Raw genomic sequence first — 20556 nt, forward strand, 5'->3', positions numbered from 1 at the left:
GAAACTATCCTAAGGTAAAAAATAGAGATCCTTAATCTCAAAGACGATCCGTCTCCACTTTTGATTTCACAAATCTGACTTCATAGATATTCTGTGAAAGCTGTCTCTTCTGCCCTTTCACATTAACCAGCGGCTGATGAGAACTTAAAGTCAGATCTTTAGGTCCAATCTTCTTTTTTACCTCAAAAGGATATCTTTCTGATCCAATCAGGTTCTCATTGTAATGAGTATCATTGGTATATATTGAGTTTAAGAGGGTAAAGGTCTGCCCCAGCCCAGATGATACTGTTCTTGCTACTGAATAAAAGGAAACATGCATCCAGAAGGCAAGGACCAGAACTCCCAGCGAAGAAAATACCAGAGAGAACACAAATAGCTTTAGCGCCTTTCGAGGTGTAAAGCCATATTCCTTAAGCAGCAGAGCAGGATCCTCGATTTTGCGTCTAGTCCTTGGCAAGATAAGGGCCCTCCGCAAAAGCATTATCCATTACAGAATAAGCGATATTCTCATCAGAGAAATTCTTGAGTTTATCAAATACCTTCTTAATATCTTTCTTCTCAGAAGGAGCTTCAACCTTAAGTTCAGGTACAACCTGGGCGGTTCTCTTTAAAGCCTTTGAAAAATCCTCTACACGAAGCTTATCTTCAATTTTTTCATCACTCTTAAGCTTCATTCCCACGTACATGAACTTTCCGTCATAGGCATGCTCTAGGAAACTGGTTTTAACTCTGTAGAGTCTGTCTCCCATAATGATTGATGACTCCTTTGGTCCATAGCTTTTAATTACAGCAAAGAAAGGTGTCAGATCATCACTTCTTAAGGCAAGAACAGCAGGGCGGTTGACTACTGACAGATAGGATAACTCCTTGTTAAGAGTTACACACTGCATACTGTGGTTTGCAAGATCCGCACATGAAGCTTTAGAGCCATCCTGTTTGGTATACCCCCAGAGTTTAATCAGGGTATCAATCGAATCTGATTCAAATACACTTTCCTTTATAGAATTGTTGAAAAGAGCAATTTCTCTGGAGTTTGCATTACGACCTGGCAGCATATTGTTCAAAAGACGGTGATACTCTGCCATAACAGCCTGATCCTTGTGCATCAGACTCTCAAGTGCCACAGAATCGATATGGTTGTAAAGATAGATATAGGCTGCAATAAAGGTAAGAATACTTACAAGCATGCCACACAGAATAATAGGCAGCTTAACGAACAGATCAAGACACAGATGCTTTGCAAAATTCTTGTAGCCAAGTGAGAACAGACTTCTCTTGTGACGTACAACCTCAATAGCCTTCTTTACAATACGACTGGAAACTGTTTTCCTGTGATAATCGCAGGCAATGCATAAAGCTCTGTCTGCAACGGAATTAATTATTCTTGGGAGACCTTTGGTGCCTCTGTAGATAGTGCTCACAGCTCTTGAGGTGAAAACCGGATCATGACAGCCGGCTGTCTGCATTCTGAAATTTATATAGGCCTGAACTTCATCGCGCTTTAAAGCCTGCAGAGTAGCAAAAGCCTTTACTCTACCCCAGAACATCTTATGCATAGGTTTCTGGATATTCTCAATTAAATCCTCCTGACCAACCAGAAGGAAATTGATCATCTTTCCAAGATCACCTTCGATGTTACTGATAAGACGAATCTGTTCTATGACTTCATCAGCAAGTCCCTGAGCCTCATCTAAAATCACAGTGGTTACAATACCACTCTCAACTGAGCGTTCCAAAAACTTTCTTAGCTTTAAAGTCAGTTCTGCAATTGACTCAAATGAGGTTGCAACCACACCGCTGGCACGCAGAATTGTAGCCAGAAGCATATGCTCATCCAGTCTAGGATCATCAATAGCAATGATTCTCATCCTCTTTGGAAGAGAGCGGATAAGCATTCTGACTAGAGTGGTTTTACCTGACCCTGATGGACCGGATAGAATACAGATGGAACCATTTCTTGAAAGATTGGTTGTCAAAAGATCTAAAGCCTGATGCTGGCAGTTACCAACAAAATAAAAACGGTTATCAGGAAGACCGTCAAAAGGTAGTTCGTCAAGACCAAAAAATTTTTCGTACATAGCTGCAGTTATTATTCTTAAAATTCTGTGTCAGATTATACCAATTGTTTTGTGTTAACACTTAGCCCAAACTTAAATATTGGAGATTTTGTACAAAGATATTCTTGAAAATGACTGGTCGTTTGTTTTCAAAGAAGATAAAAAAGATAAGTCTCACAACCGTTAATAAACGTGAATAAGATCGCCTTTTTTGGTAAAATTTCCTAAGAATTTAAGATTAGGTAAGATATGCAGATTTATTTAGTAGGCGGAGCTGTAAGAGATAAACTTCTGGGATTGAAGCAGTCAGACCGTGACTATGTCGTGGTAGGCTCTAATCCAGAGAAAATGCTCGCTTTAGGATTCAGTCAGGTTGGTCATGATTTTCCAGTATTTCTTCATCCGAAAACTCATGAGGAATATGCTCTGGCAAGAACCGAGTCAAAAAACGGAACAGGATATCTGGGGTTTAACTGTGATTTCAATGAGAACATTACCTTAGAAGAAGATCTGCTGCGCCGTGATCTTACCATCAACGCCATGGCCATGGATGAGGAAGGGAATGTCGTTGACCCTTATCATGGAATGGATGATCTTAAAAACAGAATTCTAAGACATGTATCCGATGCCTTTGTAGAAGATCCTCTAAGAGTCCTTAGAGTTGCAAGATTCTACGCAAAATTCCATCACCTTGGCTTTAGAATTGCCGATGAGACCAAGGCTCTGATGAGAAAAATCGCCCGCAGCGGAGAGCTCTCTGAGCTTACTGCGGAGAGAATCTTTTTAGAGCTTGAAAAGGCTTTAAAGACAAAATCACCTCAGATGTTTATCCTTGCACTGCGAGAGGTTGAAGCTTTAAAGGAAGTTCTGCCTGAGATTGATAAGCTTTTCGGAATTCCTGGACCTAAGAGATGGCATCCAGAAATCGACTCCGGCATTCATACCTGTATGACACTGGAGAAAATCAGTCTTGAGACAGAAGATCCAGTAGTCAGATTCGCAATGCTCTGCCATGATATCGGCAAGGGCGAGACTCCAGTTGTAGTCTGGCCATGTCACAAGCTTCACGATAAGCTTGGAGAAAAACCTTTAGAAGTTCTCTGTGAACGATTAAGAGTTCCATCAGACTATGAAGAGTTTGCAAGAGTTGTGGTTTTAAACCACTCAGTTATGCATAATCTTTATCGCAGGGGAGCTCAGGGTATTGTTGAGCTTTTAAATGCAATTGATGCCTGGAGAAAACCACAAAGAGTTCTGCCTTTTGCACAGTGCTGCAAGTGTGATTTTATCGGACGCAAGGGTTTTGAAAACCGACCATTCCCAAGACTTGGCTACTTCATGAAAATGTTTGAAATCTGCAATGAGGTAAAGGCACAGGAATTTGTTGCACAGGGCTTTAAGGGCAAGGAAATCGGTGAACAGATGTTCCTAAAGCGTATTGCGTTAGTTGAGGAATACTGTAAAACCCTGCCTCAGGGTGAAATTGACAACTCCGAGAACGAAACTCCTGCTCAGCTTTAATTAAGAAAAGGTCTATCAGGTCTGACGCATTCCTCCATGACCACCGTTACCGAATTTCCTGCAGCAACGACCTTTTCTTTTTTTACAAACAGATTCTGTCTTATAGTTTTCTGAAGCATATGCCTGTTCAACCAGTCTGTTCAAAAGATCATTTCTTGAAGTATTCAAATAATCAGACATGACTTTCATGCGCTCAACATTTGACTTCGTGAACAGACATAAAATCTTTTCGCTTCTGATTTCTGCTGCAGCAACTTTAAGCTCAAGTTCCTTTTTCTGAGCTTCAAGCTCTTCAATACGTTTTTTCAGTTCTATAAGAGAATCATCAGCATTATTTAATTCAGAATCTGTCATCATAAACTCCAAAAAGGGCTCAGTCATGTATTCAGGCTGTGCCACATTATACCAAATCACTATCGGTGACAGCAGCATCCTCCTTTATGATGAACATGCTCTGAGCATGAATTGAAATGATTATTCACTCCAGATTTACAACATTTTTCATGTTCGTTACAGTTGGATATACCGCTGTGACGGCAATTACCTCTTTTTAAATCATGCGTCTGTAACTCTTTACTATGTTTTGAACAGCCATGTCCCTGACCTTTACAATGGCATCTTCCTTTCCTCATTTCACCACGACCAGAGCAGTTCTGTCCGTAACGATGCAGCTGCATTTTCTGATCACCTTGAGTACCTGGCTCAGACTCTTCAAGCTGTCTTTTCAGCTCACGGTTTTCTCTAGTCAAAGTTCTTATCCTATTTAGTAACTCTCTATTATCGGAAGATATCTCTTCGTAATTCTCTGTTTCAAACTGTCTGTTATCTGCCATATTGAACTCCATATATACATCAATATTTAAGAATTATATATATACATTATATATATGTTTTTATATTTATGTTTCTTATTAAGTAAGAGAATTTATCATTATTTATATCTAATTGAAATTTCGTTAAATATTCAAGATTAAAGTAAAAAATAAATTTTAGACTATCTATATGAATTATTTTTGATATATAATAATTATATTATTATACTTATTAGAGGTGAATTTTGATTCCTACAGACTTATCCAATATTCTGATTCTTGATACCGAAACCACCGGACTTAGTAATACCGATGAAATTCTGCAGCTGTCTGTAATTGACGGCCTTGGCAATGTTCTGTGGGACAGATACTATAGACCACTTAACCACACTTCCTGGTATTATGCGCAAAAGGTTAATCACATTTCACCTGAATTTGTGGCGGATAAACCAAATATTGCAGAAGACGCTGAGAAGCTCATTGAGCTATTCAGAGGATGTGAGCTTGTACTAGGTTACAATACCAACTTCGATCTACGTATGCTTTGTAATAATGTTCCTCAATTCAATGAGTTAGTTTTAAAATCAGAGGATGTACACAATATCTACAGAAAATACGAAAAGGAAAGTAAACTTCCACATCTTGAAAAACATGATCTAGGTTCAGTTTCTTCATTTTTAGGATTTATTCCTGAGGATAATGAAGCCATGCACAATTCCCTTACAGATGTGAAAGCCACCCTCTTTATTTATAAGAAAATTTTGAAGGTACTTAGCAATTAGATTGATCCGCCTCAAAGACCTAATTATTTATAGGAACTTCTTAAAAATCTGATAATTAGTTCTAATTCTCCATTAAGTATTCCGTGCTAGTATTTAACTTGCACTATTAGAAAAATATCATATTCTCATAATTGAGACTGCAGCGTTTGGAGATTATAAAAATGAAAACCATTGGTCTTATAGGCGGCATGAGCTGGGAAAGCACAGCAACCTACTACAAGATAATCAACGAGACAGTTCAGAAGGAACTTGGCGGTTATAATGCAGCCAAGATTATTTTAAACAGCGTTAATTTTGCGGAAATAGTTGACTGTCAGACCCATGATAACTGGGAAAAGGCAGGACAGATTATTTCTGACGCCGCAGTGTCACTTGAAAAGGCTGGTGCAGACTTTATCCTGATTGCAAGTAATACCATGCATAAGGTTGTACCAATGATTCAGCCTAATATCAGACTTCCAATTCTCCATATAGCCAAAGCCACACTCATGGCACTCAAGGAGAAAGATATCAAGAAGGTTGGTCTGATGGCGACAAAATACACCCTAACACATGATTTCTACAAAAACATCCTGACAGATGCCGGAATTGAGGTTCTAATCCCAAGAGAAGAGGAAATCGAACTGGTTAATAACATCATCTACAAGGAGCTGTGTCTGGGCAAGATTAAGGATGCTTCCCGCGGTATCTATCAGCGAATTATCGACGGACTTGATATGGGCGGTGCTCAGGGAATTATATTTGGCTGTGCGGAGATCGGTCTTTTAATCAGCCAGAAATACGTAAGACTGCCTGTATTTGATACCACCGTAATTCATGCAACCATTGCTGCAAAGGAAGCAATAAAAGACTGATTCTGTTTCATATACAGATTCATTTTTCACATTCAACCAATTTCAAAAAGGAGCGTTAATCCGCTCCTTTTATGGCTTTCACCACTGGAGTTCTCCAGAATTTTCGCAACATAGGGAGTTTTATATGATTTACGATTATGAGCTTACAAGCGGTAAGGGTGAGAAGGTATCTCTTTCTGATTTCAAAGGAAAGGTCATGCTCATTGTTAATACTGCAACCGGCTGTGGCTTTACTCCTCAGTATGCTCCAATCGAGCAGCTGTACAAGGATTACCATGACAAGGGCCTTGAGATCATTGATATTCCATGCAATCAGTTCGGTGCTCAGGCTCCAGGCTCTGATGCTGAGATTAAGGAGTTCTGTACGCTCCACTACAACACCACTTATCCACTGATGAAAAAATCAGATGTTAATGGTGCCAATGAGCTGCCTTTATACACCTATCTAAAATCACAGAAAGGCTTTGCTGGATTTGATGAGCACAAACTCACTCCTATTTTAGAGGATCTTCTGACAAAGGCTGATCCAGACTGGCGATCCAAGCCGGATATCAAATGGAACTTTACCAAATTTGTTGTTGATCGCAAGGGAGATGTAGTAGCCCGCTTTGAGCCAACAGCAGACATGAAGATAGTTGAAGAGTGCATAAAGTCACTGCTTTAAAAAAAAACAAAAGGGATTTTCTGCAACACTCGAAAATCCCTTTCAAATTTTTATGTGGAGAACTGCCTTATTAGACAGAGGTTAAATCTGACTTAAAGGTTAATTTCAGGCAAAACTGACATCATGCCTCAAGATTTAAGTAGTTGTCCAATTCCATTGGAAATATAGCCAGTCCCCAAAAAGATTCCATTACCTCGAATCAATCTAACTTCTCTTAAATCATCTGTGAAAAAGCGCTTAGTGAGCTTTGGGAGCTAACGCTGTCATTATCAGAGGAAGCTGCTTTAGGATTATACTCCTTAAGAAGAATCTGATACTCTTCAAGCTTGACTAGAAAGCGGTCAAGTTTCTGGACAAATCCATCTGTATCTAACCCTTCAAGCCTTAAAGGCAGCATAAAGACGTATTTGTTGTTGCCAGGATTCTGAGAAAGGGTTCCGCCTTCAGTGGACAGAAATAAGAAATTAGCCTTAAGCAGTAGCTCTGCGAATTTTGAGGATTCTTTCTCTGGAGGCTCACCAAATTCAGCAATGATAGTAATGCTTTCATCAGTTGGAGATTTTAAAATCCCCACTTCCTGCTCGTCTACCCTGAAAAAGGTGGAGCCGTCCGTTTCCGGAGAAACTCCTTCAATAGAATATCTCTCGCAGAACTCTTTGATAATGCTGTGTATATCCATATTCTATCCATCTTCCTGTATCTGTCGCAGCCATAGCTGTATTGTTTTTTTAAACAAATAATCATCGGACTCATTTTTAAGAATCAGTATTTTAGTTATAGACCAAAGAAGCTAATTAAAACTTGACAGGATTCACAATAATATACAAAATGTAGAGCAAAAATTATTTTCAATAAATTCAGAATAATAAGCGGACAAGAGCACTAAGAATTAAAGTTTTATCAAATAAAACAGATAATTAAAGAAAAATAATAACTATATAAAACTATACATATAAAAAAATCCTCTGTATTTTGGAACTACAGAGGATGTCTTTATCTAATATAAGTTAATTTGCTTTTAGAAAATCCATAACAACAGAGCGCCAAGAAGGACTCTGTAAATTACAAATACAGCCATACCTGATTTTGCAATGTATTTTAAGAACAGATGTATCACAATAATTGCAAAAATAAAGGAAAGAAGAGCCCCAATAATCAGGTTCACCCACTGCAGCTCTAAAGTACCCATGGAATAAATCTTGTAAATCTCAAAGGTAGCTGAGGCAACAATTACAGGAATTGCCAGAAGGAAACTGAAACGGGCTGCTGCTTCTGATTTCATTCCCATGAAAAGGCCTGCGGTCAGAGTAATACCGGAACGGGAAACTCCAGGGAAAACAGCCAGGGACTGAAACAGACCAATAACCAGTGCCTGAGTATAGTTAAGACCACGTAGTGAATCTGAGCGTACTCCCTGAATATTATCAATATTACGCCACACCATCTTCTTATTCACATAGGATGCGATTCCTAAAAGAATACCAAAGCCAATGGTGGTATAGGCTATAACATCAATATTGTCACGCAGAGCTGAGGAAATATATCCCTCAAACAGAGCGCCTACGATGCACACTGGCAGAGTCGCAATAATCAGACAGAAGCCAATTCTCGCAAGAGGAGAAATCTTCATCTTGACGCAGGCTTCAATGGTATAGGAGGAGATCTTGACCAGATCTGCAAGATAATACAGTACAACAGCCATCAGAGTGCCAAGATGCACTGCAACATCAAAGGCAAGGCCCTGATCAGGCCAGCCAAGAAGTTTTGCAGGGAAAATCAGATGTGCGCTTGATGAAACAGGCAAAAACTCGGTTAAGCCCTGTATAACAGCAAGGACCAGAACATGAAGAAATGTCATTGCTAGTCCTTAGGAGCGTTGTTCCATGAAGGAGCTTCAACATTCCAGTCAAAGGAAGTCTTTACAACTTTCTTATCCTCTGACAGAGTTGGTTCCAGCTTAGCCCACAGCTCGCTTACCTTCTGATGAAGAACAGGATGTACAAAATCAGGATCAAGCTCATTTAATGGACAGGTTACAAAAGGATAGTCCTGAATGTCATGGCGAGGAATAATGCAAGGGTTTGTTGTCTCAAGATCCCCGAAAGCAAGAATATCGATATCCAGACGGCGCTTCATTCCGAAATTGGTACCATTGTTAATCATTACTTCCTTACCAGCCATTTCCTCTATCTTCATAAGACAGGCATGGAACTCTTCAAGTTTTGACTCAGTATCCCCACTGATTACCATGTTGAAGTAATCAGGCTCACCGTTTCTTACAGGTTTACTGATCCAGATAGATGATTTCTTGCAGTTTTTTAATAATGGGGATATTTTTGCGAATGCAAATCTTAATGAGTTTTCTCTATTTAGATTGGATCCAACACCTAAATAAACCTTTGTAGACATCTTCACTCCAAAGTCTTTGTTATCTGTATTCCAACCTCTCTTACATCTGCAACCGCCTTTGGCTTGTTAAGCTTTACAGTCACACTATAAGGAGCATATTCTTTTAATATTATGTCACAAAGCTCCACTCCTAACTCCTCTAGAAGTTGGGCTTTTCGATTTATGATATATTTTTTTACTCGCTGAGACAAATCTGCATAGTCAATACTTTTAGCTAAGTCACCTGTTTGACCTGCACTTTTCAGATCTTTTTCAATTTCGATTGAAACCAAAAGAGGCTGAGGAGTAACTCTTTCAAAATCTAAAATACCGATAATGCATTCAACTTTTAGATCTGTAATAAAAATCTTGTCCATGATTAAAGAGCCTTAAGAGATGATAGAGGCCATCTTGGATATACCTTGATTCTGCCGTCACCAATCTGCCCTGCCTTAAATCTTAGCATACCAACCTGAGCAATCATGGCTCCGTTATCGGTACAGAACTCTCTGCGGGCAAAAAAAGCCTTGCCATGAATAGAATCCATAAGTTTCTGCAGTCGATTGCGGATATCCTTATTGGCACTTACACCGCCGGCAACAACCAGAGTCTTCAGATGACACTGTTTTAAAGCTCTCTTGCACTTGATTTCAAGTGTTTCTGCCATAGCTTCAGTAAAGCCCTTGGCAATATCAGCCTTCACAGACTCCAGATCATCCTTATGCTCTAAGGTTGCATTTAAAACCGCAGTCTTTAGACCTGCAAAGCTGAAGTCACAGTTCGGATTCTTGATCATTGGACGAGGGAAATTGAAAACTCCGCTATTACCATTTTCAGCAAGTTTCTCAAGACCAGGACCGCCAGGATAAGGAATCCCCAGAAGCTTTGCTGTCTTGTCAAAAGCCTCGCCGGCAGCATCGTCAACAGACTGACCGATAAGTTCATACTTACCAGGCTTTTCAACCTTGATTAAAAGAGTATGACCGCCTGAAATCAGGAGGGCTACAAATGGGTACTGAGGTTTCTCATCCTCAAGCATAGGCGCTAAAAGATGACCTTCCATATGATGTACAGGAACACAGGGAATACCTAAACCATAAGCTAAGGCACCGGCCTCCATGGCACCTGCTAAAAGAGCACCGATAAGACCTGGACCTGCAGTATAGGCGACTGCATCAATATCCTTAAGCTCAAGATTAACCTTATCCAGAGCTGCTCTTACTAGAGGAACAACCCTTTTAATATGGTCTCTGGATGCAAGCTCTGGAACCACTCCGCCATATTCAGCGTGCATGGCAATCTGAGTATGCAGTACGTGGGAAATCAATCCCTTTTCGTCATCATATATAGCAACACCTGTTTCATCACAGGAGCTTTCTATTCCTAGTACACGCATAACAATTCTCTATATTACTGAAGATGGCCTATTTTAGCAGATTATTTGATGTATGTCGCAGTTTTGATGCCAAAGATCGTGTGTTACACACATATAGGAAAAGTTAAATATGGAAACATTAAATAAAAGTAGGCTTAAAAAGTAGTTAACTTGCAGAGGATTTATATTTAAATGTAATATATTTTTTATCTTTCAGATAGTTATACATTAAACAGAATAAAGATTAAGTTTTTTTTATGTGATCAATACTGTAATTTTGAATAATGTGTTTACACTACTTTTATAAACGGCTATAATAAAACTGTAAGCTAAATGCTAAGGTGAATTTTAAGAAGAGGCTTAAGCATGGATTACCTGCAGGCCCTAACACCAATGGACCGGCAACAATAGTAAGTAAGACAATACCTAAATCTTATTGAAAACAGTATTAAGAAAGTAGGTATTGAGGTTAATCCAGAGAATCTTACAAAGATTCAATCTTCAAAATAAACACCTACCCTGTGGATTCAGAAGATTTCAAACAAATGATCCGCAGAAAAAAACAGTCCAGCCTGCAGGAGGAACCTCTCCAAGGCTGGACAAAGGTCTCAAAATCAGAGGCTGACATTTAGTACCAGTTTCATATGCAGCAGACATGAAAACATATATAGTCTGCGCAGATATATAAATGAACAGAATACTCCTTATGTTTGTTTGTAAGCCTGTATAGTTTTTTTTTACAGGCTTTTTTTTGTTTTCTGGAGAATTCCTGGCTGGTGTCCAAATATAGAGCATAGAAAAAGAATAAACTAATACCCCATTTAAAACTAAGTTATTTTTTTGAGCCACAATCGTAATATTGTAGTTACAAAAGCGCAGGATTATGTGATATTACTTCCATTTTTCAACAAAAACACACATTTTAATATATGTAGTCACATCTTTATAGAATTTTTGTATTATACTTAAGTCAAAGGTTAGGAAAAGGAATCTGAATTTTGCTAAAGCTCAGCTTCTATAAAAGATTTTCATTTAGAAAGAGGTAACGATTATGTCAGTAACAGGAATTGCAACCAACGGTGTTAACTATATCAAGGGTACTGAGTTAGAGGGCATGTCAGTCCAGATGATGGCAGCAATGGTTATGCTTGAGGTTGGTGCCACCAAGAAGAAAGAAGCCGAGATGAAGATTTCTGAGATGAAGGGCCAGAACGATAAAGCAAAACAGCTGAATAATCTTCTTGACAAAATGAATGGCGAGCTTGGCAAGTACACCAAGGATGAGGATTCAGATAAGGCTGGCAGAGCTATAATTTTAGCTAAGTATATGAATGAAGCAAAAGGCTTAGGTGTTGATATTTCTAATTGGTGTGGCTCTAAGTCTTCAGAGCAGGTGCGTGCTATAACTTCCGGCATTCAGCACATGGCAGAGAACTGCAACTCCGACAACCAGACACAGATGGTTAAGCTTCAGGACTTTATGGGCCAGTACAACAGCTTTATCAGTGGCGCAAGTGATCAGGTTAAGAACGCAAATCAGATTCTGCAGGGCCTGGCAAAGAACTAGTAATAAGGCTACTGCATGTTGTTGAGCCTGAGAACACACTGTCAGTAATAGACTGTATTGCTGAGTGGTTACCTCAGAAGACAACATGCAGTGTGGAGCAAAGAGAATACAGTTTCAGATAAAGATATTTTTGGATTATGCTAGTTTGCAGAAACAGAAAGATATTCTTTTAGAACAGATTACTCCTTATGTTTGTTTGTAAGCCTGTAAATTTTTTTACAGGCTTTTTTTTCACCAAAAAATCATGAAAACAGAGCAGTCACAAGCTGTCTTAATCTGTTGAAAAGGAGAATCAAGAAAAGAAATCAGAGCTTGAGGATGAAAGTTACAGGACCGTCATTTTCAAGAGTTACCTTCATATCGGCAGCAAACTCACCATGCTGTACAGATGGAAGTTTCTCTTTGGCATAAGCCATAAACTTGTCGTAAAGTTCCTTAGCCTCAGCTGGAGGCATGGCAGGATCGAAGCTAGGACGGTTACCAGAGGCTGTATTAGCAGCCAAAGTAAACTGGGATACCACCAGTACATTTCCTTCAACCTGAGAAACATTGAGATTCATCTTTTCGTTTTCATCATAGAACATTCTGTATTTTAAGATCCTGTCAAACATCTTATGACAGAGCTGCTCGTTATCCCCTCTTTCAAGACCAAGGAAAACCAGAATTCCCTTATCAATCTCCCCTACGGTCTTTCCTTCAACCACAACCTTTGCAAAATTAACTCTCTGCAGCAGTGCTATCATTTAGATTAATCCTTAAAAAAACATCTCATCATTAAGAGCATTAAGCTACCACAAATCGCAAGGATATGCATCTTAAGATTGTGCTTAATCTGTGATAGAGATTGCCGAAAAAATCGCTTTTTTTATTTACTTTCGTTTCGTTCTAATATATAATTCGCATGTTTTTTATCGTCATGAGACCTACTGTCTCAGACATTGGAATTTTATAAGTGAGGTGGTTTTCCACATGCCAGTCATTAAAGTACGTGAGAACGAGCCATTTGACGTTGCCTTAAGACGTTTCAAGCGCTCTTGCGAAAAAGCCGGTATTTTAGCCGATGTAAGAGCTCGTGAATTCTATGAGAAGCCAACAACTGTACGTAAGCGTGCAAAGGCTTCTGCTATTAAGCGTCACGCCAAAAAGTTGGCCCGCGAAAATGCGCGCCATACTAGACTTTACTAATCACGCATCTTTGTCGAAAGACATGGCTGAATTAGTCTAGTTGCTTGGTGCACTAGCTAAAATCTATCACTAGATTTAAATTTATAAAAAAGGGGAAAGATAATTCTTTCCCCTTTCTGTTTTCTAAATTCTGTTACATTATAAGTCCATCATCTTCACCATCATCGTCATCTTTTGAGTCTGATGAATCACTATCAAGGCCCGCAACCTCTTCCCAGAATGAAGTGGCTCTGCCAATCCAGTTGATACTTACAGAAGAGTTAGGATCAAAGCCGACACCAAAGCCATGCTGTAGTCTTGGAATCAGAATAAACTTTGATTCAATTCCCATCTTATTCAGATTATTGATGGAGGACTTCAAAATTGTCTTGTTAACAATTCGATCCTGATCGCCAACCACAATTACTGTTGGCACATCATTCTCAGATGGGTAATAGCTAAGTGGATAGCTAAAGATATTAGCAACAGGCTTTTCTTCAAGGGTTCCCTTCAACTCGCCTTTTTCTGAATTCTGAGTTACGTTAATAATCAGCTGAGCTCCAACAGCTGCTCCCCATAAGGAATACTTATCCTTACGTACCTTCAGCTTATCAGCATTATTTTTAACGAAGTTGATAGCAGTAATTAAATCCTTTGAACCTTTAATCAGATTTCCTGATCTGTAGGAGAGGACGAACGCGTTGAAGCCTGCATTGGAGACACGCAGCGCGATTGGCAGACCTTCATGAATTGTACTGCGGTAGCTGTAGCCACCAGGAAGAATAATAGCGAATGGAGCATTTTCATCACCTCTAAAGAAATACAACCCAGTTTCAGCTAAAGTAGGATCCCCCTTAATATCCTCTTTAGAATAGATCGGATAGAATACTCTTTCTTTATTTTCTATTTTAGTTGCCAGATAATCTAGGCTTTCAAGAGTATTATCGGTAGTTATATTATGATGAATTGACATAATATTCTGCAATTCATCAAGATGAACCGCCAAATCAGACTGTTTGGTATTTGGCATCAAAATCTGTGCGAATGGTTTGAATCCTGGATAATTCAGAACATCCTCAATGGTATTCTTGGCATTGAAATGTAGATCTTTGCTTTTCTGTTCTGCATTAGTCTTGCTTCTTCTAAATCTTACTGCTGATTCATCATCCAGAAGCACGTTGTAGTAATTATCACTATCTCCAATATCTGCAGATACAGGAACTACTGACTGAGATGCAAAAAGCACAGATCCAAATAGTATTGCCAGATAATGTAATTTAAACTTCATACAATCTTACTCAAACCACATCATTTCTAAAGAAAACCGATTATTTTTCAATTTCTATTCTAAGAAAAAATAACAGTTTCACATACTACATATGTTAGAAGACAAATGGGCATTTTAAAAATAACAAAACATAAGAATTTGAGCTTGGTATAATTTATTTATTATGTATTTGCGGAAGAAAGCAGTTATTTAGAATAATCCACTTTTACCACTCAATTTCTTTTACCAAGCTCAATAAATTTTAAGGTAGGAAATTGCCTGCTGCAAGGTAAAGCTCATACCATTCGTATTTTGAGAGTTTTACATCACAGGCTTTTGCACTTTCAACCACTCTGTGCTGCTTGGTGGTACCAATTACAGCTTGCATCAGAGCAGGATATCTCAATACCCAGGCAATAGCAACAGCAGTTGGAGTAGTATTCTGCTCCTGAGCGATGCGGTTTAGTACCTTGTTAAGCTCAGGATACTCAGGAGAGCCCACAAATACGCCTTTGAAGAAGCCATACTGCATTACAGACCAGGCCTGAACCACAATCTTGTGAAGTCTGCAGTATTCAAGCACGCCACCATCTCTCATCACAGAAGAATCGGTGTCCATATTTACAGTATAGCCCGCGTTGAGCATAGGAGTATGACAGATACTCAGCTGCACCTGGTTGGTTGCAATGGGGAAATCCAGACCGGTCTTAAGTAATTTCATCTGCATAGGATTCATATTACTTACACCAAAGGACAGAACCTTTCCTTCTGAGTGAAGCTGATTGAAGGCCTCCCCTATCTCATCGGGCTCCATAAGAGCATCAGGTCTGTGCAGCAGCAGACAGTCCATCTGTTCAATATTCATTCTCTTCAAAGAACCATTGACAGCTTCAATGATGTGCTCCTTAGAGAAATCAAATATTGTCAGTTTTCCGGTCTCCTTTCTGATACCACATTTACTCTGAACAATGAAGGAATCTCTCAGAGATGGATTCTTTTTAAAAACCTCACCTAATAAGGCTTCAGCTTTTCCTTCAGAATAGCAGTCAGCAATATCAAGAAAGTTAATACCATTATCTCTAGCTGTATTCAGCAGTGCATCAATCCCCTGAAGATCAAGCTCAGGTATTCGCATCAGACCTAAAACGACCTTGGATGCCTTAGCACGGTTACAGCCAAACTCTATATACTCCATAATCTGCTCCTGTGGTTAATGAGCAATTTCATTTACCAGTTTTTCACCATGAATAAATGCTTTTACATTCGAGGATGAAATTCTGACAATACGGTTCTTGGTCTCATCCAGAAAGAACCAGCCTGCAACATGAGGAGTTAACAGGAATTTAGGCTCTGACCACAAAGGATGATCCTTTGGAAGTGGTTCAGGAGAGAATACATCCGATGCGGCGCCCCCAAGCTGACCAAAGTGCAGCGCATCTAAAAGATCATCCTGATTCATAGCATCACCACGACCAACATTGATGAAATAAGCTCCTTTCTTCATCTTGGAGAACATCTTCTTGTCAAAAAGTGAGGTGGTCTCTTTTGATGAAGGCAGAACATTAACCACGATATCAGCCTCTGCAACAGCTTTATCTGCATCAGAAAGAGCATACATCTCGTCAATGTAGTCAGGCTTATCCTTAACATTTCGTCTAACACCGATAACCTTCTTAGCACCTAGAGCCTTAACTTTGCGGGCATAGCTTCTGCCGATATCGCCAAGACCGAATACAGCAATGGTAGAACCTTCGACAGATATAATCTTGCCACAGTCAGACCAGTCTTTATTGTTCTGTTTATCACGGTACAGATGGAAATGACGAATTAAAGAGAAGGTCATCGCCAGAATATGCTCACCTACTGCAGGACTGAATGCGCCAACACAGTTACAAAGCTTGGTGTTAGGTGATACAAAGCCAAGATAATTGTCATAACCGGCGGAGTTTAGATTGATAAGTTCGAGATGAGGAGCCTCTTTTACTACTGCAGGAGGAACATTACCCACAAGAATATTTACATCCTTTAAATCTGCAGGTGTTACCTCTGAAGGCTTTTTCAAAATTAGCTCCAGTTCAGGATCCTTATACATCTCAAGCTGTTGCTCGTTTGGTTCTAAAACAATTAGCACTTTTTTCATTTGAAGTTCCTTATGTCTTACTGTTTTACATTATTCGAAAGGATATTTGATTCCCATCTGAGCTCTGATGGAATCCATTAGATTCATCATATACAGAATTCGTTCATGAGACATTGACCTACACTGTATTTCTCCTTTATTTATAGCATTGCAGGCCTCTTCAACCTCGTACTCAAAACCTGTCAGCTGCTCTGGTGCCTTGATCTCCTTTATAAGGTTGTAAGCTTTGTCGAAAACCTTTAGCGATTGAGGATTATTGATATTCTCAACCATGATAAATCCATCTGAACCGTGAATCATACCGTATCGGTCTGAAACACAAAGAGCTGATGAACAAAGGACTGCCATTTTTGCTGTATCCTTGTAAACAAAAGTAACAGAGTCTGACATATCCACGCCCGCAGCATTCTTTATGCAGGACGCTTCGACATCATCAGGATCACCTAGAATCATATTGGCAAAGTTCAGAGCATAAATTCCAACATCAAGTAAGGCACCTCCAGCAAGCTCAGGCTTTAACAGTCTTTCCTTCTGTGTCATGTTGTAGCTAAGATTTGCTGTTACCATCATTGGCTTACCGATGATACCAGACTTAATTTCATCATCTATGATTCGGCGCATTGGCTGATAACGGGTCCATATACCCTCAGTGATAAATACCTTCTTGTTCTCAGAAAGCTCTAAAAGCTCTTTAGCCTGTTTTGCGTTCACAGTAAAAGGCTTTTCACAGAGAACATTTTTTGAATGCTCAAGACAGCTTTTACACTGTTCAAAATGAAAGTTGTGGGGAGTAGCTATATAGACAAGCTCGATATCAGGATCGTTATAAAGCTCATCATAAGAGCCATAGGCTTTTTCAATATTAAATTCCGAAGCGAATTGTTTGGATTTGTCTAATGATCTTGAGGCTACGGCTGCGAGTCTGACAATATTATTGCCTGAAGAATTCATTTTATTGATGGTGGTTGCCATGACTCTGGCGATACTTCCTGCGCCCAGGATAGCAAAATTAAGCATTAACTTCTCCTCAATATCTCACTATTTTACTTATACAGTAATATCAAGTTATATAGCTTAAAGCAAGATTGAGCAAGAAAAGTATTTAAAGGATGGAAAGTTTGTCAAAAAAATTAAGAAAAGAAAAGCTGAATTTAATACAAGCTCTGCAAAATGCAGAGCCTGTAGGAATTATTCTTCAAAATCTACAGCAACACGCTCTAGAGTGATGTCTTTACAGATACTTGCAACAGCAACATGACGAGGATCGGTTGCGTATGCATTTAAATCCTCCATTGAATCAAATTCACAGATAAGAGATGCAGAGAACTTCTCTTTAGGGTTGATGTTTGCTCCAACCTCTAAAGATTTGAGAACCTCAATCTGACCTACAAGACCTCTTAGACCATCCAGGAACTGGTTCATCTGAGCTTCGGTTCCTTCCTTGAATTTCCACATAACTACGTGTTTTATCATCATCTCCACCTTAAAGTTTTTTGTCGATTTTTTCTATTTTAAATACATTTATAGTATCCACATCAGGACAGCAGAAGGTTGCACAGCCTTCCTCCTGATGAGGAATTTTTCCTCCATAACGAAGAATATCGATATAGGGAAAAGCCACGTGACAGGCCATAGGACACAACTGTCCACGCTCGGTATCAAAGTCAAAGGTATCCCCTACCTTATGACCTCGATGGCAGGGATGTTTTCCAAGCCTGTCAATGATTGTTATTCTTATTTTAGGTCTGGCCATGATTTAGTCAATATAGAATTCTCTCTGAGGAAGACGAGGAGCAGCTGCAGGTAAATCGCCTTCAGGATAACCTAAAGCCAGATGACCAACACCAACAAAATCATCGGCATTTAAACCTAAGGAGTGAAAGATGTCCTTGTAAACATCAAACTTTAAACCTTCCTTGGCACGGTTAATCCAGCATGAACCTAAACCAAGAGAATGAGCGGCAATCATCATGTTGCCTAAAGCAAGAGTGCCGTCTGCAAAGGCAGTCTTATCATTTGCCTTAAGAGAACCTGCAACCAGGATAATTACAGGAGCACCGTAGAAGGTATCAGTATTAGGACTTCCCATAATCTCGGCATTAACCTTTGTTATCTCGTCAATCAATTCCCTGTTGGTTATGGTAATGATTACAGGAGCCTGTTTACCTTTGCCTGATGCAGCATACAGACCAGCTTCAACAACCTGCTTTAGCAGATCTTTTGATACAGACTGATCCTTGTACTTTCTTACAGAACGTCTGGTTTTAATACATTCAAGAACAGATTCCATATTAGACTCCTAGATTATTTTATACAGATTAGTAATTGATAGTAACTTGCCGAATTTTCTTCCGGTTTCAGGAATCGTTCCTCCATCCTCAAAACCAAAAGACTTGAACAGGTTAATACTTTTCTCGTTATCAGTTGTAATCACAGCAATGATGTTATGAAGATCATCTCTAGATTCAGCATATTCTAAAACATATTTGCAGAGTTTTCTTCCTATCCCCTGCTTTCGATGATCTTTGTGGACGTATAGAGAAATCTCTGCAGTCTGAGCATAAGCATCGAGAAAACGGTATGGAGATAAAGAACAATAGCCAACAACCTCATTGTCATCGTCAACATAAACAAAGATAGGATGATTGGAATCATTGTGGCCTAAAAACCACTTAATGCCGACTGAATGATCTCTAGGCTGAGTATCAAAGGTAACAGTAGTGTTTAAAACCTCATGATTGTAGATTTTGTTAATTGAAGCAACATCATCTAAAGTAGCGTTTCTAATCATTTTGAAAAATCATAATTAAAAAGAAAATAGTTAAAGTGTAACTTATGTTTTTTTATAAGTAAAATCAACAAAAATGAATTTTTCTTAATCTATTCTATAATATTGTGGAAGAAAATATCTTCTCCTAATCTCATAAATTAATACAATTTTACAATAAGATTCATTTAAGAGGATCTGTAGAGTTATGAAAAATGCAATGAGACCTGCTATGTTAGCCTCTCTAGGTATACCTGTATTACAAACACTTATCAGTAAAAATCCAATGAAGGCATTCTCAAAGGATAAATATCAATTCATATGTCTCTCCCAGATAAAAGGCAGAAGACGTTACAGAAGTGATCTTTTAAAACAGGAAAAATTTGCAACTGCCTTAAAAGATAAAATTGATTCATTCAAACTGCTGAAGAAATTGACAATCAATCCTGTTACAGGATCTATGCTACTTGAATATACCTGCGCAGAAGAAAAGATCGATGAAATGATGGCGGCACTTAATGAGCAGAGTAAAAAACTAAGTGAGGCCAATAAACAGACTCAGCAACAGAAATCTGGGAAACAGAAATTTCGGAAAGTTGCTAAAGGAGCAATGGGAGCCTCAGCAGCATTTGCTGCCGGTAAAGGAGCGGCTGCAATTGGAAAAGGCATGGGAATGGGTATGAAAGGAGGCGGAGTTACTTCACTACTCCCAACTCTATTCTCTTCATTAAATCTTAGCGGATTATCAGGAATTGTCGCTACAGCATGTCTTGCCTGGGGAGGCTATAAGTTATTTACCAGAAAACAGATTCCGGTGGGACCACAGCTTGTATGGTTCGGATACAAGGCAGTTGAAGGATTAACAAAAAAATAGTATTCAGATACGAAAAAACCGAGATGCAAAAACATCTCGGTTTCTCAGAAAGGGAAGCCTGGCGGTGACCTACTCTCACACAAACGTACGTTGCACTACCATCGGCGTTACTGCATTTCACTTCTGTGTTCGGAATGGGAACAGGTGGTTCTACAGCACTATGGCCGCCAGGCGAATTGGGTTTAACTTAAAAAACTTCTAGCTGTTCAAACTTCTTCTTAGTCTCTTGCGTACTCCAGATGCCTTCCGGGGTTGTATGGTCAAGACGTTCAGAGTATTAGTACTGGCAAGCTTCACACCTCACGGTGCTTCCACATCCAGCCT

At 39.2% G+C, this 20556-nt stretch carries 25 protein-coding genes and 1 rRNA gene; 7 read left to right on the top strand and 19 right to left on the bottom strand.

Going from position 1 to position 20556, the window contains the following annotated elements:
- Positions 1–37 precede the first annotated feature (37 nt).
- Positions 38–457 (bottom strand): hypothetical protein, encoded by a 420-nt coding sequence (locus BM308_RS02300; RefSeq protein ID WP_074942682.1) that lies wholly within the window; start codon positions 455–457, stop codon positions 38–40.
- Positions 444–2078: an ExeA family protein gene (locus tag BM308_RS02305; RefSeq protein WP_074942683.1), complete on the bottom strand. Its 1635-nt coding sequence runs from the start codon at positions 2076–2078 to the stop codon at positions 444–446. The genes BM308_RS02300 and BM308_RS02305 overlap by 14 nt, the downstream gene beginning before the upstream one ends.
- A 228-nt stretch (positions 2079–2306) precedes the next feature.
- On the opposite strand from BM308_RS02305, the gene BM308_RS02310 reads away from it, so the two are divergent.
- On the top strand, positions 2307–3578 hold the full coding sequence (locus BM308_RS02310) for a multifunctional CCA addition/repair protein (RefSeq protein ID WP_074942684.1): 1272 nt from the start codon (positions 2307–2309) through the stop codon (positions 3576–3578).
- A 15-nt stretch (positions 3579–3593) separates the two neighbouring features.
- On the opposite strand, the gene BM308_RS02315 is transcribed toward BM308_RS02310, so the two are convergent.
- Both BM308_RS02315 and BM308_RS02320 read right to left on the bottom strand, forming a co-directional pair.
- Positions 3594–3932: a hypothetical protein gene (locus BM308_RS02315; RefSeq protein ID WP_074942685.1), complete on the bottom strand. Its 339-nt coding sequence runs from the start codon at positions 3930–3932 to the stop codon at positions 3594–3596.
- Between the two features lie 59 nt (positions 3933–3991).
- A complete protein-coding gene (locus BM308_RS02320) occupies positions 3992–4411 on the bottom strand; it encodes a hypothetical protein (protein ID WP_074942686.1) in 420 nt (139 codons plus the stop codon).
- Between the two features lie 224 nt (positions 4412–4635).
- Here BM308_RS02320 and BM308_RS02325 point away from each other — a divergent pair, with 224 nt between their 5' ends.
- From BM308_RS02325 to BM308_RS02335, 3 genes are all read left to right on the top strand, one after another.
- Positions 4636–5172: a 3'-5' exonuclease gene (locus BM308_RS02325; protein ID WP_074942687.1), complete on the top strand. Its 537-nt coding sequence runs from the start codon at positions 4636–4638 to the stop codon at positions 5170–5172.
- Positions 5173–5333: 161 nt separating this feature from the next.
- Positions 5334–6026 carry an aspartate/glutamate racemase family protein gene (locus tag BM308_RS02330; protein WP_074942688.1) on the top strand — a complete coding sequence of 231 codons (693 nt, stop codon included), beginning with the start codon at positions 5334–5336 and terminating at the stop codon, positions 6024–6026.
- A 124-nt stretch (positions 6027–6150) separates the two neighbouring features.
- Entirely contained in the window at positions 6151–6690 is a 540-nt protein-coding gene (locus BM308_RS02335; protein WP_074942689.1) for a glutathione peroxidase, read from the top strand.
- Between the two features lie 214 nt (positions 6691–6904).
- Here BM308_RS02335 and BM308_RS02340 read toward each other — a convergent pair whose 3' ends face one another.
- The 5 genes from BM308_RS02340 to tsaD form a co-directional block, all read right to left on the bottom strand.
- Positions 6905–7369, bottom strand: a complete 465-nt coding sequence (locus BM308_RS02340; protein ID WP_074942690.1) for a type III secretion system chaperone — start codon at positions 7367–7369, stop codon at positions 6905–6907.
- A gap of 339 nt (positions 7370–7708) precedes the next feature.
- Positions 7709–8548 (bottom strand): undecaprenyl-diphosphate phosphatase, encoded by an 840-nt coding sequence (locus BM308_RS02345; protein ID WP_074942691.1) that lies wholly within the window; start codon positions 8546–8548, stop codon positions 7709–7711.
- A 2-nt stretch (positions 8549–8550) separates the two neighbouring features.
- Positions 8551–9099 (bottom strand): 2-amino-4-hydroxy-6-hydroxymethyldihydropteridine diphosphokinase, encoded by a 549-nt coding sequence (folK, locus tag BM308_RS02350; RefSeq protein ID WP_074942692.1) that lies wholly within the window; start codon positions 9097–9099, stop codon positions 8551–8553.
- A gap of 2 nt (positions 9100–9101) precedes the next feature.
- Positions 9102–9455 carry a dihydroneopterin aldolase gene (folB, locus tag BM308_RS02355; protein WP_074942693.1) on the bottom strand — a complete coding sequence of 118 codons (354 nt, stop codon included), beginning with the start codon at positions 9453–9455 and terminating at the stop codon, positions 9102–9104.
- 2 nt (positions 9456–9457) lie between these two features.
- The gene (gene tsaD / locus BM308_RS02360; RefSeq protein ID WP_074942694.1) at positions 9458–10474 is read right to left on the bottom strand and encodes a tRNA (adenosine(37)-N6)-threonylcarbamoyltransferase complex transferase subunit TsaD; all 1017 of its coding nucleotides are present in this window, start codon (positions 10472–10474) and stop codon (positions 9458–9460) included.
- 1030 nt (positions 10475–11504) lie between these two features.
- Here tsaD and BM308_RS02370 point away from each other — a divergent pair.
- On the top strand, positions 11505–12020 hold the full coding sequence (locus BM308_RS02370; RefSeq protein ID WP_074942696.1) for a hypothetical protein: 516 nt from the start codon (positions 11505–11507) through the stop codon (positions 12018–12020).
- Between the two features lie 305 nt (positions 12021–12325).
- Here BM308_RS02370 and dtd read toward each other — a convergent pair whose 3' ends face one another.
- Positions 12326–12763 (bottom strand): D-aminoacyl-tRNA deacylase, encoded by a 438-nt coding sequence (gene dtd, locus BM308_RS02375; protein WP_074942697.1) that lies wholly within the window; start codon positions 12761–12763, stop codon positions 12326–12328.
- Positions 12764–12989: 226 nt separating this feature from the next.
- Between dtd and rpsU the strand changes: the two genes are divergently transcribed.
- Positions 12990–13205 (top strand): 30S ribosomal protein S21, encoded by a 216-nt coding sequence (rpsU, locus tag BM308_RS02380; RefSeq protein ID WP_021888892.1) that lies wholly within the window; start codon positions 12990–12992, stop codon positions 13203–13205.
- Between the two features lie 133 nt (positions 13206–13338).
- Here rpsU and BM308_RS02385 read toward each other — a convergent pair whose 3' ends face one another.
- The 8 genes from BM308_RS02385 to BM308_RS02420 all read right to left on the bottom strand — a co-directional run bounded on the left by BM308_RS02385 (position 13339) and on the right by BM308_RS02420 (position 19382).
- The gene (locus BM308_RS02385; protein ID WP_074942698.1) at positions 13339–14472 is read right to left on the bottom strand and encodes an alpha/beta hydrolase; all 1134 of its coding nucleotides are present in this window, start codon (positions 14470–14472) and stop codon (positions 13339–13341) included.
- A gap of 241 nt (positions 14473–14713) precedes the next feature.
- On the bottom strand, positions 14714–15646 hold the full coding sequence (locus BM308_RS02390; protein WP_074942699.1) for an aldo/keto reductase: 933 nt from the start codon (positions 15644–15646) through the stop codon (positions 14714–14716).
- A 15-nt stretch (positions 15647–15661) separates the two neighbouring features.
- Complete coding sequence (locus tag BM308_RS02395) at positions 15662–16591, bottom strand: D-2-hydroxyacid dehydrogenase (protein ID WP_074942700.1); 930 nt, start codon at positions 16589–16591, stop codon at positions 15662–15664.
- Positions 16592–16621: 30 nt separating this feature from the next.
- On the bottom strand, positions 16622–17608 hold the full coding sequence (locus BM308_RS02400; protein ID WP_074942701.1) for a Gfo/Idh/MocA family protein: 987 nt from the start codon (positions 17606–17608) through the stop codon (positions 16622–16624).
- A 171-nt stretch (positions 17609–17779) separates the two neighbouring features.
- The gene (locus BM308_RS02405) at positions 17780–18064 is read right to left on the bottom strand and encodes a Dabb family protein (protein ID WP_074942702.1); all 285 of its coding nucleotides are present in this window, start codon (positions 18062–18064) and stop codon (positions 17780–17782) included.
- Between the two features lie 10 nt (positions 18065–18074).
- Entirely contained in the window at positions 18075–18344 is a 270-nt protein-coding gene (locus BM308_RS02410; RefSeq protein ID WP_074942703.1) for a TIGR04076 family protein, read from the bottom strand.
- 3 nt (positions 18345–18347) lie between these two features.
- Entirely contained in the window at positions 18348–18881 is a 534-nt protein-coding gene (locus tag BM308_RS02415; protein ID WP_074942704.1) for a nitroreductase family protein, read from the bottom strand.
- A 9-nt stretch (positions 18882–18890) separates the two neighbouring features.
- Positions 18891–19382, bottom strand: a complete 492-nt coding sequence (locus BM308_RS02420; protein ID WP_074942705.1) for a GNAT family N-acetyltransferase — start codon at positions 19380–19382, stop codon at positions 18891–18893.
- Between the two features lie 184 nt (positions 19383–19566).
- On the opposite strand from BM308_RS02420, the gene BM308_RS02425 reads away from it, so the two are divergent.
- Positions 19567–20232 carry an HMA2 domain-containing protein gene (locus tag BM308_RS02425; RefSeq protein ID WP_074942706.1) on the top strand — a complete coding sequence of 222 codons (666 nt, stop codon included), beginning with the start codon at positions 19567–19569 and terminating at the stop codon, positions 20230–20232.
- Between the two features lie 56 nt (positions 20233–20288).
- Here BM308_RS02425 and rrf read toward each other — a convergent pair.
- Positions 20289–20404, bottom strand: a 5S ribosomal RNA gene (rrf, locus tag BM308_RS02430).
- Positions 20405–20556: the final 152 nt, after the last annotated feature.

This window comes from Succinivibrio dextrinosolvens (assembly GCF_900116345.1).
Lineage (GTDB): Bacteria > Pseudomonadota > Gammaproteobacteria > Enterobacterales > Succinivibrionaceae > Succinivibrio > Succinivibrio dextrinosolvens_B.